This window comes from Agrobacterium sp. LEGMi-208b, from assembly GCF_059511785.1.
The window spans coordinates 1,682,410-1,702,169 of the sequence record NZ_CM183445.1; the positions used below are offsets into that span (position 1 = coordinate 1,682,410).

Genomic DNA, 19,760 nt, shown 5'->3' on the forward strand with positions numbered 1-19,760 from the left:
ATTGCCTTCGGACCTGCGAAAACCGCTTATGGGTCGTCAGAAAAAAAGCGCCGGTATCAACCGGCGCTTTTCCGTCATTATGGCTCTGTCGGTGCTTGCGGTTTTTTCAATCGGCGGCTTGTCCGTCTACACGGCGCTTTCGCCCGGCAATTTGCAGAAGACGGCGAGCGGGCCGGATGCACAGCCTCAGCTTGCCGAAAAAACACCTGAAATAGCACCGGCGGATGTGACGGCTCCCGGCAATGCCGCCGGTCTCCAGCCGCAAAGCGGGCGCTCGGGCGCCAATATCAATCGCGAGACGATGCCAGACGGCAATGTCGTATCGGTTTATTCTCCCCGTCCCCGCGAGGGTGACGGGCCGGTGCTGATGAGCGGCCAGACCTATGGTCAGGATCCGCGCATGGCGACGCGACCCAATGAGGAGCTGCTGGAAGAAACCGCATTCGGCGGGTTGCCGGTCATCGGTGCGGACGGCTTGCGGCCGATGGAGCAATATGCGCGGCCCTGGTCCGGCGCACGCGGTACCCGGGTGGCGATTGTGGTCGGCGGGCTGGGTCTCAGCCAGACAGGGTCGCAAAAAGCGATCCGGGAACTGCCGCCGGAGGTGACGCTCGGTTTTGCCGCCAGCGGCAACAGCCTGCAACGCTGGATGCAGGAGGCGCGCCGGCAAGGACATGAAATCCTTCTGCAGATACCGCTCGAGCCTTTCGGTTATCCGGGTACCAATCCCGGCCCGGACACCCTGCTGGCGGGTGATCCCGCCAAGGTCAACATTGACCGCCTGCATCGTTCCATGGCGAAAATAACCAATTATACCGGCATCATGAATTATCTCGGTGGGCGTTTCCTTGCCGAGCAGGCGGCGCTGGAGCCGGTAATGCGGGATATAGGCAAGCGTGGCCTGCTATTTCTGGATGATGGTTCCTCTGCGCAGTCGCTAAGCGGCGGTATCGCCAAGGCGATTTCCGCCCCACAGGGTTTCGCCGATATTCTGCTCGACGGCGAAGTCACCGAAGCTGCGATTTTACGCAAGCTGGACGAACTGGAGCGAATTGCGCGGCGTAACGGCCAGGCAATCGGCGTTGCGTCGGCTTTCGATGAAAGCGTTGCGGCGATCTCGAAGTGGTCGCGCGAGGCTGGTGGGCGCGGCATCGAGATTGTCGGTGTTTCTGCGCTTGTTTCCGGGCAGGCAGGGCAGTAAACCTTCCCTGCGGCCATTTCTGGCGCTCAGACAGTGCGGGTTTCCCATGACAATCAAAGCAGAAGATTTGCCTTACCGTCCCTGTGCGGGAATTATGGTGCTGAACGCCGAGGGCCTTGTCTGGGCCGGCCGGCGTATCAAGGAAGGCAATTCCGAATATGATGGCTCACCGCATTTGTGGCAGATGCCACAGGGCGGCATCGATGACGGCGAGCGGCCTTTGACGGCCGCCATTCGCGAACTCTACGAAGAAACGGGCATGAAAACGGTGAGCCTGCTTGCGGAGGCGAGCGACTGGATTCACTATGACCTGCCACCTGAACTGATCGGTATCGGCCTGAGGGGCAAATATCGCGGGCAGGCGCAGCGCTGGTTCGCGTTCCGCTTCGAAGGCGACGAAAGCGAGATCCAGATCGATCCGCCGCCGACCGGGCATACGGCCGAATTCGACGCCTGGGACTGGAAGCCGATGGAAAGCCTGCCGGAACTCATCGTGCCGTTCAAGCGCGCGGTATACGAACAGGTCGTGGCGGAGTTCCAGCACCTTTCCGGCAAATAAAAAAGGCGGCCTTGGCCGCCTTTTCTGTCCTGTCGCCAGTGCTTATTCCGCTTCGTTGGCGGAATCGGCGTTGAGCTGGCCGTATTTTTCCACGCCGATCTTGCCGAGCAGTTCCAGCTGGGTTTCGAGAAAGTCGATATGGCCTTCCTCGTCGATCAGCAGTTCTTCGAAAAGCTTCATGGAGACGTAGTCTCCGGCCTCATAACAGATATCACGCGATTTCTTGTAGGAGGTGCGGGCGTCATATTCGCCGGCAAGGTCGGATTCCAGGACTTCCTTCACGTTCTGGCCAATGCGCAGCGGCGCGACGGTCTGAAGGTTGGGATGACCTTCAAGGAAGATGATGCGTGCGACCAGCTTGTCGGCGTGCTGCATTTCCTCGATGGATTCAGCACGTTCCTTTTTGGCGAGCTTCGTGTAGCCCCAGTCTTCCAGCAAACGATAGTGAAGCCAGTACTGGTTTACCGCACCGAGTTCGAGAAAAAGGGCCTCGTTAAGCCGCTCGATGACTTTTTTGTCGCCTTTCAATGTCCGCTCTCCTGTTGTCTTCATGGAATTGCTTCAAGCGGGACATAAAATCAAAAACATCGGCCTCAGTCGAGTGGCGACGGGCATGATATTCTTCGGTGGTTTTGATGATCAGGTCGACAACGGTGGGGAAACAGCCGCAGCAGCGGCCGCGTTTTTCCATGGCGTGATACACTTTTGCCGGAACGATGAGCTGCCAACAGTCCTCGTCGAGGAGCTCGTTAATGACGTCCCGGATATCGTGATCGGTGATGTAATTGCAGCTGCAAACCAGCATGATGGACTGCCTGTATGACGCAACACGTTGTTTTCATTCTTAAACCAAAACAGGACAGCAAATGTCAAGAAAAACCTCTCGGCAAGGCGCTCAGGATTTTCTAGACTCATTCTAAACTATACAAAAACTATCGTATTTTCATTGGTTTAGGCTTCCTGTCTTTCCAGTGTTTCACCTTCAAGTTTTTGTGCGCAGCAAAAATATCGAAAGCGACATCACGAAAAGTTTACTGAGTTCAGGTGGCCGAGAGGACAGGGACGGGCGGCGTCAGGCGAAATATTGGCCACCATTGGCCGTCATGGTCGAGCCGGTGATGAAACCGGCCTCGTCGGAAACCAGAAACAGAACGCAGCGCGCGATTTCTTCCGGTTCACCCAATCGTCCGACGGGAATTTGCGGCACGATCCGTTCGGCGAGGACCTTCTCCGGGATCGCTCTTACCATCTCCGTGCCGATATAGCCGGGGCAGATGGCGTTGACGGTGATATTGCGGCTGGCGCCTTCCTGGGCCAGCGCCTTGGTGAAGCCGATATCGCCCGCTTTTGAGGCGGAATAATTGGCCTGCCCTGCCTGTCCCTTCTGGCCATTGATGGAGGAGATATTGACGATGCGGCCGAAACCGCGATCACGCATGCCCGGCCAGACGGGATGCGTCATGTTGAACACGCCGGTGAGGTTGGTGTCGATCACCTCGCGCCATTGCTGCGGCGACATCTTGTGGAACATCGCGTCGCGGGTGATGCCGGCATTGTTGACGAGCACCTCGACGGGACCGAAGGTCTCTTCCACTTGGGCTATGCCATTGACGCAGGCGTCATAGTCGCGCACGTCCCATTGAAAAGCCGGGATGCCGGTTTCTTTCCGGAATGCTTCCGCCCTGTCCGTCGTGAAGGCGTAATTGACGGCCACCCGGTAGCCGGCCGCCTGGAGGGCGCGGGCGATTGCGGCGCCTATGCCGCTCGTCCCGCCGGAAATCAAAGCAACCCGGCTCATATCGGCCTCCATGACCTGTGATCGAAGCGCTTGCATATGCGAGGATGCTTCTCTGTCTTGCAGAACTTGTTTGTCGTGCTCACCGGCCACAGAAATGCGGCCAATGGGAGGCCGCTTCTACCCTATTGCGCACCGAACCGGAATTGCTTTTTGGCAAGTTGCGTAGCGGTTTCTAGAGTGCTTCGATGCACATGGCGACACCCATGCCGCCGCCGATGCAGAGCGTTGCGAGACCCTTCGACACGTTGCGGCGGCGCATCTCGAAAATGAGGGTGTTGAGGACGCGCGCACCGGAGGCACCGATCGGATGGCCGATGGCAATCGCCCCGCCATTGACGTTGACGATATCAGGATCGAGGCCAAGTTCGCGCACAACCGCGCAGGACTGGGCTGCGAAGGCTTCATTGGCTTCCACAAGCCCGATATCACCGATCGACCAGCCGGCCTTGGCCAGCGCCTTGCGGGAGGCGGGAATGGGACCGGTGCCCATGATCTGCGGATCGACGCCCGCCGTCGCCCAGGAGGCGATACGGGCCAGCGGCCTGATACCGCGCTTTCCTGCTTCCTGTTCCGACATCAAAAGTGTGGCGGCGGCACCGTCATTCAGCCCGGAGGCGTTGCCGGCCGTGACTGTGCCTTCCTTGTCGAAGGCGGGGCGCAGCTTGGCCATGGTTTCCAGCGAGGCGCCAGCGCGGATATGTTCATCGGTGTCGATGACGATATCGGCCTTGCGGCCTTTTACCGTGAAGGCCACGATCTCGTCGGCGAAACGGCCGGCACTTTGCGCGGCTTCAGCCTTGTTCTGCGATGCGACGGCAAACTGGTCCTGCTCATCGCGGGAAAGCTGCCATTGGCGGGCGATGTTTTCAGCGGTGATGCCCATGTGATAGCCATAAAAGGCGTCGGTGAGGCCGTCCTTCAGCATGGTGTCGATCATCTTGAAATCGCCCATCTTCACGCCGCCACGCAAATGGGCGCAGTGGGGTGCCATGGACATGGATTCCTGGCCGCCGGCAATGACAATGTTCGCGTCGCCGGTGACGATCTGCTGCATGCCAAGGGCCACGGCGCGCAGGCCGGAGCCGCAGAGCTGATTGAGGCCGAAGGCGGTTGCTTCCTGTGGAATGCCGGCTTTCATGGCAGCCTGCCGCGCCGGGTTCTGCCCCTCACCTGCTGTCAGAACCTGACCGAGAATGACTTCATCGATTTCGCTCGCCGCCACACCGGCGCGCTCCAGCACGGCGCTGATGACGGTCGCACCGAGTTCGTGGGCTGGCGTATTGGCGAAGTGGCCATTGAAAGAGCCGACGGCTGTGCGTGCGGCGCTGGCAATCACGATTGAAGGCAGGGTCATCAGTTTTCTCCTCACTTGCGGGCGGAGACTGGCAAAGCTTTCAATACAAGTCAAATGCCGAAAGTTGCTTTAAAAGATGTTGCTAAATCACGCTGAAATCTTGCGGAAAATTGCTGCGCAAAAAACAAACTGTTGCGATGCACAAAACATTTGTCAGAGGGCTTGTTTTGCGCATACACTTTGCGCCGGGAAGAGCAAGAACACCAAAAAACAAGAAAATACCATCATCGCGAGGAGGCGGGCATGGCGAAACACGACGGCGAAACAATCATTAAAAAATACGCTAACCGGCGGCTCTACAATACCGGCACCAGCACCTATGTGACGCTCGATGATCTCGCGCAGATGGTCAAGCGCGGTGAGGACTTCAAGGTTCAGGATGCCAAGTCGTCCGAGGACATTACGCATGCCGTCCTGACGCAGATCATCGTCGAACAGGAGGCCAAAACCGGCAATACGCTGCTGCCGACGGCGTTTCTGCGGCAATTGATCTCCTATTACGGTGACCAGATGCAGATGGTCGTGCCGACATTTCTCGAACATTCGATGAAGACCTTCTCCGACCAGCAGAGCCAGATGCAGGAGCATATGGCCAAGGCTTTCGGCGATGGCTCGCTGGCCCGCAATTTTCAGGCGCCACTGCAGATGATGGAAGAGCAGATCCGCCGCAATACGGAGCTCTTCCGGCAGGCGATGCAGGGTTTCACGCCTTTCGCAATGCCGCAGGCGCCTAAGGAAACCCGCAAGCCGAATGCATCTGAAATCGATGAGCTGAAGGCGCAGTTGCGCGCATTGCAGCAAAAGCTCGACCAGCTTTGATCCTGTCGGGCCGATGCCGGGTTTTGATGAACCGCATCGGCTTCTGCTTCAGCGTGCCGATCTTTCCGGCACGCGCAGCAACAGCAGCAACCCGGATCCCAGAAACACGATGAGTGTCGCCATGCCGATATGGGCAGAGCCGCTTATAGTGGTTGCTATCGAAAAAGACAGGGTTGCCATGAAGCTGGTGGCGCGTCCGGAGAGCGCATAAATGCCGAAATAACGGCCCGCCTCCGCCACGGTGATATTGCGGGCTAGATAAGAGCGTGACGAAGCCTGAACCGGGCCGAAGGCAAGGCCGATCAGCACGCCATACAGCAGATAGGCTTTCTCCGCGCCGGTCGCGAAAATACCGCCATTATCCACCGTCGATAATTGCACCCAGCCGAACAGGGTGGAGCCTTTCTCCGTGGAGACGATGCCAAGCGTGGCGACCAGCAGAAGCACCAGACTGACGAGGATGGTGATGCGCGACCCGAGTTTCTGGTCGACGCGCCCGGCCGCAAAGCAGCCTGCGATGGCGACGACATTGAGCAGGATGCCGAAGAGGCCGATTTCCATCGTCGCCCAGCCGAACATGCCGGCTGCGAAGGCACCGCCCAGAATGAGAACGCCATTGACGCCATCCTGATAGAGCATGCGCGCAATCAGAAACCGCAACAGCATGGGGCGGTAGCGCAACTCGCGCAGGGTGATCTTCAGCTCTCCCAATCCCGAGCGGATCGCGGTTGCGAAGGGGAGGCCCTTTTCAGCATCGGGAGTGAGAAGAAACATCGGCAGAATGAAGATGAGATACCAGAGCGCTGCGAGTGGGCCGGTTATTCTGGCATCCTCGCCGGTTGCAGGATCGAGGCCGAAAAGCGGCTTGATACCGGCGATGGTCACCCCGGTCTGTGGGTTGGCGGCCAGAAGCGTCACCACGGCAATCAGCACCACCATGCCGCCGAGATAACCGAGCCCCCAGGCGAGGTTGGAAATGCGTCCGACATTTTGCGGATTGGTCAGCCGCGGCATCATGGAATCGTTGAAGACGATGGAAAATTCCGCCGCGATGGAGGCGAGGATCATGGAGACGATTGGAAGAATGAGCGGCGAACCGGGTGCGGCAAACCAGAGGAAAAAGAGACTGACGATCTTGATGACGGCAAAAAAGGCGATCCATGGCTTGCGCGCGCCGGATTGATCGGCAATCGAGCCGAGGATCGGGGAGAAGAGGGCGATGATGATCGACGACACCGTCGCCATGTTGCTCCATGTCGCCTGCGCCGAAATGGGATCATCGGTGAGGCGGGCGACGAAATAGGGCCCGAAAACGAAAGTCGTGACCACCGTGAAAAACGGCTGCGCTGCCCAGTCGAACATCACCCAGCCCCAGATGCCGCGTTTGGCAACCACTGTTTCCGCATTTGGGGAAGGGACAGTCATTCATCGTCCTATCGGAAAATCGGGAAATAAAATGCGCGATGCGGGTGCATCCGTCTTGTCTGGCGCCATCCGGGGGACCCGGATGGCGTGTTTTAAGGCTGCCGATCAGCGTGCCTGAACGATATCGCCAAGCAGCCCGGCCGCGACCGTCAGACGGGCAAGGTTGGTATCGCCGCTGTCGCTGAGTGCGCCGAGTTCGGAGACGATGCGGTTGACGCGCACGCGGTCCGCTGCATACCAGGCCTGAACCGGATCCTTTTCCCTGGCATATTCGGTCAGCGCGGAGATGACGATCCGGCGTCGCGACGAGGAGATCTGGTCCTGGCTGCGCAGGAGAGCCAGGCTCTCGTAATGATCCGCCGGGGTGATGCGCTGGCTTGCATCCAGCAGACGCGCGACGCGGAAGGTCGACGAGACGGTGGCATAGCTTTCGGCGGCGCGCGCAAGCGTGGTGCCGGCGCTTTCGGCGATGCGCATGATTTCAGGCACATAGACGAGCAGGGAAAGCGTATCGAGTTCCTCCAGAAGACCGGAAGGAACACCGTCGATTTCCGTGACGCCGAGTTCGCGGCGATACTTCGCCGCTGCCGGCGACAGCGTCTTGATCGCGGTTTTCAGGCGCTCGATTTCGGTCGCCATGTCGCCCGTTGCCGCGCCCGCGCTCCCGGTTTGCAGGTAAAGCCTGCTCGCATCCGAGAAGATGCGGGTGATCGTGGCATAAAGCCCGTTCTGGACTTCACCCCCGACCTTGCCGTCAAGCGCGTCGACTTCGCTCCACAGGCGTTTGAGACCGAAACCATCCTCGACGATCACCGCCGCCTTGACGACATCGGCCGCCAGAAGGCCGCTCGCATCGGCAAGTTTCTGCACGAAGCCCGGGCCGCCGCGATTGACGACGGCATTGGCGAGCGCGGTCGCGACGATTTCGCGATGCAGGCGATGCGACTTGATATCGTCCGCATAGTTCTTCTGCATCTTTGCCGGGAAATAATCGACCAGAAGATGCTGTAGATAAGGCTCGTCCGGAAGTGGGCTCGCCACCAATGCGTCGAACAGGGTGAGCTTGGCATAGGAGAGGAGCACGCCGATTTCCGGCCGGGTCAGCGGCTTGCCTGAGGCATATCTTTCGCTCAGTTCGGCATTGTTCGGCAGGGTTTCGACCTTGCGGTTCAGCTGTCCGGCCGTCTCCAGTGCATTCATCAGGCGGCCGAGTTCTTCGCGGTTCGAAAGGCCGAGCCGCTCCGTCAGCGAGATCGCCAGCGATTGCAGGTAGTTGTTGCGCAATACCAGCTGCGCCACTTCCGGGGTCATGGAGGCAAGAAGCTGGTTGCGTTTCGGCATCGTCAGGCGCCCGCTGTTGACGGCGGAGGCGAGCGCGATCTTGATGTTGACCTCGACGTCGGAGGAGTTCACGCCGGCCGAGTTGTCGATGGCGTCGGAGTTGCAGCGCCCGCCCGAAAGCGAGTAGGCGATGCGACCCTTCTGGGTGATGCCGAGATTGGCGCCTTCGCCGATGACCTTGGCGCGTAGCTCTGTTGCATTGACGCGGATGGGGTCATTGGCCCTGTCACCCACTTCGGCATTGGTTTCCACCGCCGCCTTGATGTAGGTGCCGATGCCGCCGAACCAGAGGAGATCGGTCGGCGCCTTCAGGATCGCGGTCATGATCTCGAAGGGCGTGGCGACTGATTTGTCGATGCCGATGGCGGCCACGGCTTCCGGCGTCAGCGTTACCGATTTTTCCGAGCGGGAAATGATCATTGCGCCGGCGGAGAGAGTCGAGCGGTCATAATCCTGCCAGCTGGAGCGCGGCAATTCGAAAAGCCGCTTGCGCTCAGTAAAGGACCTGTCGGTATCGGGGCTCGGGTCGATGAAGATGTCGCGGTGATCGAAGGCGGCAATCAGCCTGATTTTTTCCGACAGCAGCATGCCGTTGCCGAAGACATCGCCGGACATGTCGCCCACACCCGCCACCGTGAAGGGGGTCGTCTGGATGTCGGTGTCCATTTCCCGGAAATGGCGTTTCACCGTTTCCCAGGCGCCACGCGCGGTGATGCCCATCTTCTTGTGGTCGTAACCGGCCGAGCCGCCCGATGCGAAGGCATCGTCCAGCCAGAAGCCGGCCTCATGGGCAAGACCGTTCGCCGTGTCGGAGAAGGTTGCCGTTCCCTTGTCGGCGGCGACGACGAAATAGGGATCGTCACCGTCGAGCCTCAACGTATCGGCCGGCGGCACGATGGCGTCATCGACGATATTGTCGGTGATCGAAAGCAGGGTGCGGATATAGGTCTTGTAGGCCTCGCGGCCGGCATTGAAGACCTCGTCGCGGGAGCCGCCGGCGGGCAGGCTCTTCGGGAAGAAGCCCCCCTTGGCGCCCACCGGAACGATCACCGCATTCTTGACCTGCTGCGCCTTGACGAGACCGAGCACCTCCGTGCGGTAGTCCTGACCGCGATCCGACCAGCGCAGGCCACCGCGCGCGACCTTGCCGAAGCGCAGATGCACACCTTCGACCTCGGTTCCATAAACGAAGATTTCGCGGAAGGGACGCGGATCGGGCAGGCCATCCAGATGTTTGGGATCGAACTTGAAGGCAAGAATGTCACGCGGTGTGCCATCGTCGTTTTTCTGGAAGTAATTGGTGCGCAACGTCGCGTCGATGGCATTGACGTAACGTCTGAGGGTACGGTCCTCATCGAGATTGGGAACGCCGCTCAGGGCCGCTTCGATTGTTTTGTGTATTTCGGCGAGTTTCTTCAGCCGCTTCTTTTCATCGACAGACGGATCGAAGCCGGCCTTGAACAGCGCGAAAATATTCCGGGAGATGGCCGGATATTTATAGAGTGTTTCGGAAATATGCTCCTGCGAATAGACGATGCCTGTCTGGCGGAGATAACGGGCATAGGCGCGCAGCACGGAGACTTCGCGCACGGTAAGGCCGCACGCGAGGATCAGGCGGTTGAAGTTGTCATTGTCCACCTTGCCGGAGAAGGCGGCAAGGAATGCTTCTTCGAGTTTCGGTCCATAGTGCGGCAGATCGAGCGTCGTTCCCTTGGAGACGGACAGTTCCATGTCATGCAGCACGATATCGTGCTTTTCGCCGTCCGAAACGACGCCGATATCGAAGGTGCGCTCGCTGATGACGTTGAAACCGAGATTTTCGAGCAGCGGCACGCGCCGCGAAAGCGGCAGGTGACCGTCGCGGTGGAAGATTTTCAGCGACAGCGTTTCCGCCGACTGGCCTTCCTGCTGATAGAATTCGATACGGACGGGTTCGCCCTTCGCCGCACCCAGAATATCCGGCATGTCGCCGATCGCCTCTTCCGGGGTAAAGGCTTCCTGATAGGCCTGATCGACCTCCAGCACCGGCGCACCCGGTTCGGAGAGGGCGATGAAATGATCGATCCAGCGCGCCGCAATGTCGCTGACGGCGTCTTCGAGCTTATCCTGGGCGATACGCGGCGTCTTGCCTTCCGTGCGGCCGACGATGAAGTGGACGCGGGCGACGGCGCCTTCGGGGAAGGCGGGGTAATAGGCGGAAATATGTCCGTCATAGACCCTGCTCAGATAATCGCCGATCTTCTCGCGCACATAGGAATTATATTCCTCGCGCGGAACGAAGATGATGGCCGAAACGAAGCGGTCAAAACGGTCGATACGGGCAAGAACGCGCACGCGCGGCCGGTCGCTGAGTTCCATGATCTGCTCGACGAAGCGGATCAGAAGATCGGTCTCGATCTGGAAGAGATCGTCGCGCGGATAAGCTTCCAGTGTGTTCTGCAGGATGCGGCCGGAGTGACTGTTCGGATCGAAGCCGAAATGCCGTTCGACCTCCGCGACCTTGGCGCGCAGCAAGGGTATCTGCTTGACCGAGCGCGTATAGGCGGTGGCGGTGAAGAGGCCGACGATGCGCAGTTCGCCGATGACATTGCCATCCTCGTCGAAGCGCTTGATGCCGATATAATCCATATAGGCGCGGCGGTGCACGATGGATTTCACATTGGCCTTGGTGACGATGAGGAAATCCGGGCCGTCGAGGAAGGCAAGGATTTCCGGCGTCGTCGTCACGGCGTTCTTGCCGAGGCGCAGCACGCGCACATCCGGATCGCTGAGGCTGCCGAGGCCGACGCCGTCACCGCGCTCGATCTTGGCGTTCTTTCCCTTGCCGGAATAGGTGTAGTCGCGCATGCCGAGGAAGGTGAAATTGTCGTTGCGAAGCCAGCTGAGGAATTCGACGGCTTCCGCACGCTCCGTCTTGCGCCGTGACGAGCCGCGTTTGGACAATTCGTCCAGTGCCTCGTCGAGTTTCGCCAGCATGGGCCGCCAGTCGCGATAGGCAAACTGGACCTGCGTCAGCACGAAGCGCAGCCTTTCTTCCAGCGTTGCGGCGGCCTGCTGCGTGAGCGGCGCGATATGCAGCTGGATGAGGCTGATATTCTCAGCGGGATCATCCTCGGGTTCCGCAAGACGATAACCCGCCTGCGCGCTTTCGTCACGCACCAGTATCGGGTGCACGGCGAGGTAAAGGCCGCGATAGCTGCTGGTGACCTCACCCATGACGGAATCGTAGAGGAAGGGCATATTGCGGCCGATAATGGTCAGGACCGTTACCGGAATGTCCCGCGGCGAAACGCCCTCCACCTGGGAGATGCCGATGTACGGAGCGTCTCCGGCCCAGTGCGAAAGCGCCTCGAAACTGTGAGCGGCGCTCGCAGCCAGCATCTCTGCGGAATAATATTCTATATCGTCGGCGCTTGCCCTTCCATAAAGAATACCTGGATCAAGAAATTGGACATTTTCGGCAATTGCCTGCTGGCGCGCTTTTTCGATCTGTTTTTCGCGTTTTGGATTATTTCTGTAGCCCATTTGACGTGGATTCCTCCAAAAATCACACTTTAATATAAAAAAGCATCGCCAATTTGCGGATTTTGCCTTTTCAGTCGAATCGGATATTGGCGTGGAATTACGAAGAGTTTAAGAGGCTTTCGTGTTTCTTCAGTTTGGAAACGAAATTTTTTTGCTGCTTTTGCCATGAGGGCCTGTCACGAAGCATTTTGACAGTATTTCTGCGGCTAATTTTTAGGCGGTTCTTTGGCTGCCATGTGATGTTGCGGCCACGGTCGAAGCAAATTATTGATTTGCGCCTATTTTTGTGGTACACCAACGACACTGATCCACAGCGTGGCATTTGTGTGCCCAAAAACACCACGAAAGCAACACCTCTTTTGCACGCGGTTTCCGTGACATATCGAGCGTTTACGTTATCGAACCCCGCAAGACGGGAAGGTGTGTTTTTGCGTGCACGGCTGGACCAGTGCGGAGTCACCTGACGGTTCCCCCGTCTCATCAGGGCCTGACCGACCCAACCCCGGCATCCCCGGGTATGTAACAGGGAGTTTTTAGAACGAATGACGACCCAGCAGAAGAAATCTCCAGCACATCACGGTTTCAAGACCGGTGAAGCGATTGTGTATCCCGCTCATGGTGTCGGTACCATTTCTGCCATCGAGGAACAAGAAGTCGCCGGCATGAAGCTTGAGCTTTTTGTCATTGATTTCGAAAAAGACAAGATGCGTCTTAAAGTTCCCGTCGCCAAAGCCGTCAGCATCGGCATGCGCAAGCTTTCCGAAGGCGATTTTGTCGAGCGGGCGCTGAAAGTGGTGCAGGGCAAGGCGCGTGTGAAGCGGACCATGTGGTCGCGCCGCGCGCAGGAATATGATGCGAAGATCAATTCCGGCGATCTCATCGCGATTGCGGAAGTTGTGCGCGATCTCTACCGTGCGGAAAATCAGCCGGAGCAGTCCTATTCCGAGCGTCAGCTTTACGAAGCCGCTCTCGACCGCATGGCGCGCGAAATCGCCGCCGTCAACAAGATGTCCGAAACCGAGGCTGTTCGCCTGGTGGAAGTCAACCTTGCCAAGGGCCCCAAGCGCGGCAAGACCGTCGAAGAGGACGATTCTCAGGACGAAGCCGCTTAATAACCGGCTTTTCCCTCTAAAAAAACCCGCCTTGATGGCGGGTTTTTTGTTGCCCGATTGGCTGGATACCCATCACAGGATACGGATTTTCGTGCCCTTGCGCAGATGGGGCAAAATGCGCCTGATGTCGCGGGAGTGGAGGGCAACGCAGCCTGCGGTCGGCTCGTATCCCGGTCGGATCATGTGTATGAAGATCGCCGAGCCGCGGTTGCGGCTTCGTGAGGTGATGTTCCAGTCCAGCACCAGACAGACATCGTAGAGGCCGTCCTTGCGCATCATTTCTTCATGGCTTGGCGTGAAGGGTGCCTTGACCAGCCTGTTGTAATTGGAGTTGCGAGGCTCGTCGCACCACAGCATCGATTTTCGCGTCCGTTGCATGGGCAATACCGTCGCAGTAGCGGAAATGCGATCGCCGCGATAAAATCCATGCAGCAGTCGGATGACGGAAATCGGTGATTTCCCGTCTCCCTCGCGTTTGAGTGGGGTGCGGCCGTTACGTCCGATGGCGGCGGGAAAGGTGAGATGCCCGAATTGCACGATGGCCCGGCTGATTTTCAGGGGAGCCGGCCGAACCATGAGCGTCGACACGCGTTTACGTTGTTCTGGGGGGCGTTTGCTCATGTTTTTCACGAGATTTTGCTTTGCAGGTTATTTAACGTGAAGTCATAGCACTTCATCATATGATGGCAATGGGTTGACCTTTTATCGGCAAACCGCTGAATTGGCTGACGATTAAAGTAAGAAAGGCTGAGAATCCGAATGACGGCTCGCACTATCCTTCTGGTGGACGATGACGACGATCTTCGGGAGACGCTGACCGAGCAATTGTCTCCCTATGAGGAATTCTCGCTGCTCAGCGGCGCCAATGCCGCGCAGGCGATGCAGACCGCCAAGACCGCCCAGGTCGACCTTCTGATCATGGATGTCGGCCTTCCCGACATGGACGGCCGTGAAGCGGTGAAGCTGTTGCGCAAGGGCGGCTTCAAGGCACCGATCATCATGCTCACCGGGCACGACACCGATTCCGATACGATCCTCGGGCTCGAGGCGGGCGCCAACGACTATGTGACGAAGCCGTTTCGCTTCGCCGTGCTTCTGGCGCGTATCCGGGCTCAATTGCGCCAGTATGAGCAGAGCGAGGACGCGGTTTTCACCGTTGGACCCTATCAGTTCAAGCCCAGCCAGAAGCTTCTGACAACCGAAGACGGGAAGAAAATCCGGCTGACGGAAAAGGAAGCGGCGATCATTCGTTATCTCTACCGCGCCGGCAGCGCCGTGGTGACCCGCGATGTCCTGCTGGAGGAGGTCTGGGGTTACAATTCCGGGGTGACCACACACACGCTGGAAACGCATGTCTATCGCCTGCGCCAGAAGATCGAACGCGACCCCTCCAATGCCGAAATTCTGGTGACCGAGAACGGCGGCTACAAGATCGTTCCCTGACAACGGGCGCCTTTGCGCTGGTCATCATGTCAGGTTTGAAAGTTCACGCCGCGCGTCCGAAATGACGCGCGGCGTTCTAACATCTTGTATTTTGAGGGACGATATTGGAAAACCGCTATAGTGATGCAGGCGGTTTTCCGGAGTAACGATCGACATGGCCTTGACGGACGATATCATGCTGCTGGGGCAAGTGCCGTTATTCGCGGGGTTCAGCGATGACCAGCTGCGGCTTATCGCCTTCGGTGCGGAACGCCGCCGTGTCTCGGCCGGGCAGACATTGTTCCGGGAACATTCACCGGCCGAATGCGCCTTTGCGGTGACATCAGGCCATTTCGAGCTTTTCGCGGCCGGGCGGGATGGAAAGCCCGTGCTGCAGGCGACACCGGGCAAGGGTGCGTTGCTCTCTGAACTCGCGCTTTTCACGCTCTGCGAACGGAAATTCACTGCCGTCGCGGCGGAGGATTCCGAAGTCATCCGGATAACGCGCATCCTCTTCCACCGGCTGGTGGAGGAGTTTCCGGAGGTTGCCGATATCGTGTCGGCGCGTATTCGCGATAATATCGCTTCGCTGGCTGCGGGGGCAGCCCGTTTGCACAACCGCTTCGTCTGACTTCCGCGCCGAACCGGCTTCGCCTTAAAGCCCTGTTCAGAACCGGAAATGGGCAGTGACGGGAACATGGTCCGATGGACGGTTCCAGCCGCGGGCCTCGCGCAATATGTCGATTTTTTCGAGCGAGGAACCGAGATCCTGCGACGACCAGATATGGTCGAGACGGCGGCCGCGGTCTGCGGCTTCCCAGTCCTTGGCTCGGTAACTCCACCAGGTATAGATTTTTTCCGTCTCCGGCACGTTCAGGCGCATCAGATCGAGCCAGTTGCCCTTCTTCATGATGTCAAGCATGCCTTCGGTTTCGACAGGCGTGTGGCTGACGATCTTCAGAAGTTGCTTGTGCGACCAGACATCGTTCTCGAGCGGCGCGATGTTGAGATCGCCGACGAGAATGGATGAGGTGCCGGGCACGCCATCGGCGCGCAGCGCCTTCATTTCCTCGATGAAATCGAGCTTGTGGCCGAATTTCGGATTGATCGACCGATCCGGCTCGTCGCCACCGGCCGGAACGTAGAAATTATGCAGCCGCACGCGGCGCGATCCAACCTGGAAAATCGCGGATATGTGCCGCGCATCCCCGACACCGCAATAGTCCTGTCGATGGTCTTCGGCCAGTGGAATCTTCGAGGCGATGGCGACGCCATGATAGCCCTTCTGGCCATGAATGATGACGTGCTCATAACCGAGTGCCTTCAGGGGCTTCATCGGAAACTCGCCATTTGGGCATTTCGTTTCCTGCAGGCAGAGAATGTCGGGCTTGTAACGCACCAGAAACTGCTCAACGATCGGCATTCTGAGCCTGACCGAGTTAATGTTCCAGGTGGTTATCGAAAACGACATGCATGTGCTCCGCTTTTATTGCCGCGAACCGCATGGGCCGTGACAAGTTTCCGGGGCGCAGGCTTATAACATCGTGACGAAAACGGGAATGTATTTTAGCGGGAAAATGAAAAAGGCGACCATGGGTCGCCTTTCGAAGAGTTTCCTCTGGGCCTGAAGCCTCAGCCGCCTTTGCGGACTTCCTCGTAATTGATGTTGAAGACGCGTTCATCAAGGTTCACGCCGGTCTGCACATTGAAGATCATGACCGTCGTGTCCTTGTTCTGGGCGTCGGTCGTGGTCCATTGTCTCAGATCGAAGGTCTTCGGGTCGAACATCAGGGTAATGGTGGAATCGCCGAAGACGCTCCTGTCCCCGAGTACGATGGTGGTCAGATCCGATTCTTCCTTCACATCGCGGACCTTCTGGTTGCCGAGATCGATCTTGTCGGAGAGAAGCAGGCTGAGCGGCGTCTTGGACAGCGGATAGAGATCCCATGTCTTCAGCTTCATGTTGCCGATGACGACGTTCTTGCCGTCGGCGATGACGCGCATGGGTGAGGGATCTTCATAGTTGAAACGGAGTTTGCCGGGCCGTTCGATGTAGAACTTGCCGCCGGTCTGCTCACCACGCGGGCCGAACTGCACAAATTCGCCCATCATGGTTTTGACCGAGGAAAAATGATTGGCGATTTTCTGCGCAGTGGCAGTATTGCCGGCTGCCTGGGCAAATGCGTCGAGCGGCGACAGGCCGGCGATCACCGCAGCCATGGAAAATGCCGTCAGCACGCCCCGTCGCGTCACGCCGTTTTGCTTTGCGTTTGCGATGGCCGTCTCGCCGGTGGTGAGGTCGTTCATTCTGTTCTCCTTCATCGCAGCAATTGTCCGCATAAAAGGCGGCGGCTTCATGACGTTGAAAGCGTGTAATAACGCTTCTCCGCCGCGCTTGGTTGCGGACGTTATCGCTCGATGATGTCTGCTTCCGTCGGTACGAGTATTTCGCGTTTTCCGGCGTGGTTGGCGGGGCCGATGATGCCCTCCTGCTCCATGCGCTCGATCAGCGAGGCGGCGCGGTTGTAGCCGATGCCGAGGCGCCGCTGCACATAGGAGGTGGAGGCTTTACCATCGCGAAGCACGACGGCGACGGCCTGGTCGTAGGGGTCTTCGGAATCGGAAAAGTTGCCACCGCCGGCCGGGTTGCCGCCAGCGCCTTCCTCGTCATCTTCCTCGGTGATGGCTTCCAGATATTCCGGCGCGCCTTGTGTTTTCAGATAAGCGACGATCTCTTCAACTTCATTGTCGGAAACAAAGGGGCCGTGTACGCGCTGGATGCGTCCGCCGCCTGCCATATAGAGCATGTCGCCCATGCCGAGCAGCTGTTCGGCGCCCTGTTCTCCAAGGATGGTACGGCTGTCGATCTTCGACGTCACCTGGAAGGAGATGCGGGTCGGGAAGTTTGCCTTGATCGTGCCGGTGATGACGTCGACGGAGGGGCGCTGCGTCGCCATGATGACGTGGATGCCGGCGGCGCGCGCCATCTGCGCCAGACGCTGCACCGCGCCTTCGATGTCCTTGCCTGCGACCATCATCAGGTCGGCCATTTCGTCGATGATGACGACGATATAGGGCAGGGGCTTCAGGTCGAACTCTTCCGTTTCGTAGATCGCCTCGCCGGTCTGGCGGTCGAAGCCGGTCTGTACGGTTCGGGTGAGGATTTCGCCCTTGTCGAGCGCCTGCTGCACGCGGCTGTTGAAGCCGTCGATGTTGCGCACGCCGATCTTCGACATCTTCTTGTAGCGCTCTTCCATCTCGCGCACCGTCCATTTCAGGGCCACGACGGCCTTTTTCGGATCGGTGACGACGGGAGAGAGCAGATGCGGAATGCCGTCATAGATCGACAGTTCCAGCATTTTCGGGTCGATCATGATCAGGCGGCATTGTTCCGGCGACATGCGGTAAAGCAGCGACAGGATCATGGTGTTGATGGCGACCGACTTGCCCGAACCGGTGGTGCCGGCGACCAGCAGATGCGGCATCTTGGCGAGATCGGCGATGACGGGTTCGCCGCCGATGGTCTTGCCGAGCGCCATGGCGAGCTTGGCCTTGCTGTTTTCGAAATCGCGGCTGCCGATCAGCTCCCGCAGGAACACGGTTTCGCGCGTCTGGTTCGGCAGTTCGATGCCGATGGCGTTGCGGCCGGGAACGACGGCGACACGGGCGGCAATTGCGCTCATGGAGCGGGCGATGTCATCCGCAAGACCGATGACACGCGAGGATTTGATGCCGGGTGCCGGTTCCAGTTCGTAAAGTGTCACCACCGGGCCGGGGCGCACGTGGATGATCTCACCCTTGACGCCGAAATCTTCGAGAACACCTTCCAGAAGGCGGGCGTTCTGTTCCAGCACTTCCTCGCTCAGCATATTGTCGCGCACGACATTCTTCGGTTCCGCCAGAAGGTGGACGGTGGGGAGCTGGAAACCGTCTGCGGCGATGAAAGAGGCCTGCGCCTCCCTTGCCACGCGCTCGCTCGGCTTCGGGCGTGCCGAAGGGGCGGTTATTCTGGGCTGCCCGCGTCCAGGCGCCTGTCTGGCGGTGAATTTCTGGTCGGACTCGTCGTCGGAGAGAATGCCGTTCGGCAGCCGCTGTCCATCCGCGTCGAAGGGTGGTTCGTCATCCATGTCCTCGTCGTGATCGAGCGCAATGGAGGGAGGCGACATCTGGCGACGCGATGCGGCGCGTTCTTCGAAAGACGGCTCTGCGCGCTGGTCGAGGCGATTGATTGCGGTCTTGAGGCGCGAGGGCTCGTTCAGCGTGCCGAATTCATATTCGTTGAAGTCGTAAGGATGTTCGAATTCGTCGTGCAGGGATTTCGACTTCAGGCCGAACAGGCGGCGGAAACGCGCCTGGGTGATGTACCAGTAATGCGTCAGCGCGCCGAAGGCGAGCATATTGGCGAAGAAACCCTCGCCGTCGTCTTCATCATCCTCTTCTGCCTCACGGGTTGCGCGGGCCTTGCTGGTGGCGACGGGAGCGGCTTCTTCGCGTTCTAACTCGTCATCCAGACCGCCCACAATACCGGCGGCAAACAGCATCAGCCAAGCGGCGGGCGCCGCAAATATGACACCCAGTACCGTGGCGATGGTGCCGGTGGGGTAAGCGCCGATGAAAAGGGCGGGAAAGCGCAGGATCATGTCACCGATGACGCCGCCGATGCCGTTCGGTAGCGGCCAGGTGACGGGGGCCGGAAAACAGCCGAGCGAGGCAGCGCAGACGATGGCGCCCGCAACCCATGCGACGAGGCGGGCAGGTATGCGGTGGAGTTTGCGACCCGCGATCAGCGCGATCGCCCAGGCGATGACGGGCAGAAGCGAGATGATTGCGGAAAGCCCGAGGAACTGCATCACGATATCGGCAAAGATTGCGCCGCTGTAACCCAGAAGATTGGTGGGCTGGTTTCCCGTGGCATAGGAGAGGCTCGGATCCGCCACATTCCATGTGGCAAGCGCGGCGATGCCGAGCGCAATCGTGGCTAAAAGAGCAAAACCGGCGAGAGCCATGATCTGACGCACGAAAAACGCCGTCAACACGAAGCGCGTGTGACGACCATCGAATGTCGGAGAATGCATTCTGCCCATGTCCCTGAACCCGTTGTTTTGTGGTTTCGGCAAGATCCGGCAGGGTGACCTGATCCCGGATTGACAGGGAAAACTAACCGCTCGCTGGTTAATGTCGTGTTAACCATGCGGTCTTTTGAT

Annotated in this window: 16 protein-coding genes; 6 read left to right on the top strand and 10 right to left on the bottom strand. The window is 58.8% G+C overall.

Going from position 1 to position 19,760, the window contains the following annotated elements; translation table 11 throughout:
* The first annotated feature begins 1 nt into the window (after nucleotide 1).
* Both AC5YUO_RS08325 and AC5YUO_RS08330 read left to right on the top strand, forming a co-directional pair.
* The gene (locus AC5YUO_RS08325) at nucleotides 2-1,201 is read left to right on the top strand and encodes a divergent polysaccharide deacetylase family protein (protein WP_496152966.1); all 1,200 of its coding nucleotides are present in this window, start codon (nucleotides 2-4) and stop codon (nucleotides 1,199-1,201) included.
* 46 nt (nucleotides 1,202-1,247) lie between these two features.
* On the top strand, nucleotides 1,248-1,760 hold the full coding sequence (locus AC5YUO_RS08330; RefSeq protein ID WP_020811992.1) for an RNA pyrophosphohydrolase: 513 nt from the start codon (nucleotides 1,248-1,250) through the stop codon (nucleotides 1,758-1,760).
* 42 nt (nucleotides 1,761-1,802) lie between these two features.
* Here AC5YUO_RS08330 and bfr read toward each other — a convergent pair whose 3' ends face one another.
* From bfr to AC5YUO_RS08350, 4 genes are all read right to left on the bottom strand, one after another.
* Nucleotides 1,803-2,288 (bottom strand): bacterioferritin, encoded by a 486-nt coding sequence (bfr, locus tag AC5YUO_RS08335; RefSeq protein WP_400817447.1) that lies wholly within the window; start codon nucleotides 2,286-2,288, stop codon nucleotides 1,803-1,805.
* Complete coding sequence (locus AC5YUO_RS08340) at nucleotides 2,254-2,565, bottom strand: (2Fe-2S)-binding protein (RefSeq protein ID WP_279656547.1); 312 nt, start codon at nucleotides 2,563-2,565, stop codon at nucleotides 2,254-2,256. Before AC5YUO_RS08340 ends, bfr begins: the two co-directional genes overlap by 35 nt.
* A gap of 267 nt (nucleotides 2,566-2,832) precedes the next feature.
* Nucleotides 2,833-3,558 carry an acetoacetyl-CoA reductase gene (gene phbB / locus AC5YUO_RS08345; RefSeq protein ID WP_400817449.1) on the bottom strand — a complete coding sequence of 242 codons (726 nt, stop codon included), beginning with the start codon at nucleotides 3,556-3,558 and terminating at the stop codon, nucleotides 2,833-2,835.
* 172 nt (nucleotides 3,559-3,730) lie between these two features.
* Complete coding sequence (locus tag AC5YUO_RS08350) at nucleotides 3,731-4,912, bottom strand: acetyl-CoA C-acetyltransferase (protein WP_400817452.1); 1,182 nt, start codon at nucleotides 4,910-4,912, stop codon at nucleotides 3,731-3,733.
* A 243-nt stretch (nucleotides 4,913-5,155) separates the two neighbouring features.
* On the opposite strand from AC5YUO_RS08350, the gene phaR reads away from it, so the two are divergent.
* On the top strand, nucleotides 5,156-5,731 hold the full coding sequence (gene phaR / locus AC5YUO_RS08355) for a polyhydroxyalkanoate synthesis repressor PhaR (RefSeq protein WP_003520279.1): 576 nt from the start codon (nucleotides 5,156-5,158) through the stop codon (nucleotides 5,729-5,731).
* 48 nt (nucleotides 5,732-5,779) lie between these two features.
* Here phaR and AC5YUO_RS08360 read toward each other — a convergent pair whose 3' ends face one another.
* Both AC5YUO_RS08360 and AC5YUO_RS08365 read right to left on the bottom strand, forming a co-directional pair.
* Nucleotides 5,780-7,156, bottom strand: coding sequence for an MFS transporter (locus tag AC5YUO_RS08360; RefSeq protein WP_496152967.1), 1,377 nt, complete (start codon nucleotides 7,154-7,156; stop codon nucleotides 5,780-5,782).
* Between the two features lie 105 nt (nucleotides 7,157-7,261).
* Nucleotides 7,262-12,022: an NAD-glutamate dehydrogenase gene (locus AC5YUO_RS08365; RefSeq protein WP_496152968.1), complete on the bottom strand. Its 4,761-nt coding sequence runs from the start codon at nucleotides 12,020-12,022 to the stop codon at nucleotides 7,262-7,264.
* A 542-nt stretch (nucleotides 12,023-12,564) separates the two neighbouring features.
* Here AC5YUO_RS08365 and AC5YUO_RS08370 point away from each other — a divergent pair.
* On the top strand, nucleotides 12,565-13,134 hold the full coding sequence (locus AC5YUO_RS08370) for a CarD family transcriptional regulator (protein ID WP_003505223.1): 570 nt from the start codon (nucleotides 12,565-12,567) through the stop codon (nucleotides 13,132-13,134).
* 72 nt (nucleotides 13,135-13,206) lie between these two features.
* Here the strand turns inward: AC5YUO_RS08370 and AC5YUO_RS08375 are convergent, their stop codons facing one another.
* Nucleotides 13,207-13,710, bottom strand: coding sequence for a L,D-transpeptidase family protein (locus AC5YUO_RS08375; protein WP_496154831.1), 504 nt, complete (start codon nucleotides 13,708-13,710; stop codon nucleotides 13,207-13,209).
* A 183-nt stretch (nucleotides 13,711-13,893) separates the two neighbouring features.
* On the opposite strand from AC5YUO_RS08375, the gene AC5YUO_RS08380 reads away from it, so the two are divergent.
* Together AC5YUO_RS08380 and AC5YUO_RS08385 are read left to right on the top strand one after the other, a co-directional pair.
* Nucleotides 13,894-14,577, top strand: coding sequence for a response regulator transcription factor (locus tag AC5YUO_RS08380; protein ID WP_003492637.1), 684 nt, complete (start codon nucleotides 13,894-13,896; stop codon nucleotides 14,575-14,577).
* Nucleotides 14,578-14,731: 154 nt separating this feature from the next.
* The gene (locus tag AC5YUO_RS08385; protein ID WP_400817459.1) at nucleotides 14,732-15,187 is read left to right on the top strand and encodes a cyclic nucleotide-binding domain-containing protein; all 456 of its coding nucleotides are present in this window, start codon (nucleotides 14,732-14,734) and stop codon (nucleotides 15,185-15,187) included.
* A gap of 36 nt (nucleotides 15,188-15,223) precedes the next feature.
* On the opposite strand, the gene AC5YUO_RS08390 is transcribed toward AC5YUO_RS08385, so the two are convergent.
* The 3 genes from AC5YUO_RS08390 to AC5YUO_RS08400 all read right to left on the bottom strand — a co-directional run bounded on the left by AC5YUO_RS08390 (nucleotide 15,224) and on the right by AC5YUO_RS08400 (nucleotide 19,631).
* Nucleotides 15,224-16,027, bottom strand: a complete 804-nt coding sequence (locus tag AC5YUO_RS08390) for an exodeoxyribonuclease III (RefSeq protein ID WP_400817461.1) — start codon at nucleotides 16,025-16,027, stop codon at nucleotides 15,224-15,226.
* Between the two features lie 161 nt (nucleotides 16,028-16,188).
* A complete protein-coding gene (locus AC5YUO_RS08395; protein ID WP_496152969.1) occupies nucleotides 16,189-16,914 on the bottom strand; it encodes an outer membrane lipoprotein carrier protein LolA in 726 nt (241 codons plus the stop codon).
* Between the two features lie 50 nt (nucleotides 16,915-16,964).
* Nucleotides 16,965-19,631, bottom strand: a complete 2,667-nt coding sequence (locus AC5YUO_RS08400; protein ID WP_496152970.1) for a DNA translocase FtsK — start codon at nucleotides 19,629-19,631, stop codon at nucleotides 16,965-16,967.
* Nucleotides 19,632-19,760 lie beyond the last annotated feature (129 nt).

Excerpts from the sequence above, each read along its gene's own strand:
- AC5YUO_RS08330 (WP_020811992.1), top strand. The coding sequence starts at position 1,248 with ATGACAATCAAAGCAGAAGATTTGCCTTACCGTCCCTGTGCGGGAATT.
- AC5YUO_RS08340 (WP_279656547.1), bottom strand. The coding sequence starts at position 2,565 with ATGCTGGTTTGCAGCTGCAATTACATCACCGATCACGATATCCGGGAC.
- phbB (WP_400817449.1), bottom strand. The coding sequence starts at position 3,558 with ATGAGCCGGGTTGCTTTGATTTCCGGCGGGACGAGCGGCATAGGCGCC.
- AC5YUO_RS08350 (WP_400817452.1), bottom strand. The coding sequence starts at position 4,912 with ATGACCCTGCCTTCAATCGTGATTGCCAGCGCCGCACGCACAGCCGTC.
- phaR (WP_003520279.1), top strand. The coding sequence starts at position 5,156 with ATGGCGAAACACGACGGCGAAACAATCATTAAAAAATACGCTAACCGG.
- AC5YUO_RS08360 (WP_496152967.1), bottom strand. The coding sequence starts at position 7,156 with ATGACTGTCCCTTCCCCAAATGCGGAAACAGTGGTTGCCAAACGCGGC.
- AC5YUO_RS08365 (WP_496152968.1), bottom strand. The coding sequence starts at position 12,022 with ATGGGCTACAGAAATAATCCAAAACGCGAAAAACAGATCGAAAAAGCG.
- AC5YUO_RS08370 (WP_003505223.1), top strand. The coding sequence starts at position 12,565 with ATGACGACCCAGCAGAAGAAATCTCCAGCACATCACGGTTTCAAGACC.
- AC5YUO_RS08375 (WP_496154831.1), bottom strand. The coding sequence starts at position 13,710 with ATGGTTCGGCCGGCTCCCCTGAAAATCAGCCGGGCCATCGTGCAATTC.
- AC5YUO_RS08380 (WP_003492637.1), top strand. The coding sequence starts at position 13,894 with ATGACGGCTCGCACTATCCTTCTGGTGGACGATGACGACGATCTTCGG.
- AC5YUO_RS08385 (WP_400817459.1), top strand. The coding sequence starts at position 14,732 with ATGGCCTTGACGGACGATATCATGCTGCTGGGGCAAGTGCCGTTATTC.
- AC5YUO_RS08390 (WP_400817461.1), bottom strand. The coding sequence starts at position 16,027 with ATGTCGTTTTCGATAACCACCTGGAACATTAACTCGGTCAGGCTCAGA.
- AC5YUO_RS08395 (WP_496152969.1), bottom strand. The coding sequence starts at position 16,914 with ATGAAGCCGCCGCCTTTTATGCGGACAATTGCTGCGATGAAGGAGAAC.
- AC5YUO_RS08400 (WP_496152970.1), bottom strand. The coding sequence starts at position 19,631 with ATGCATTCTCCGACATTCGATGGTCGTCACACGCGCTTCGTGTTGACG.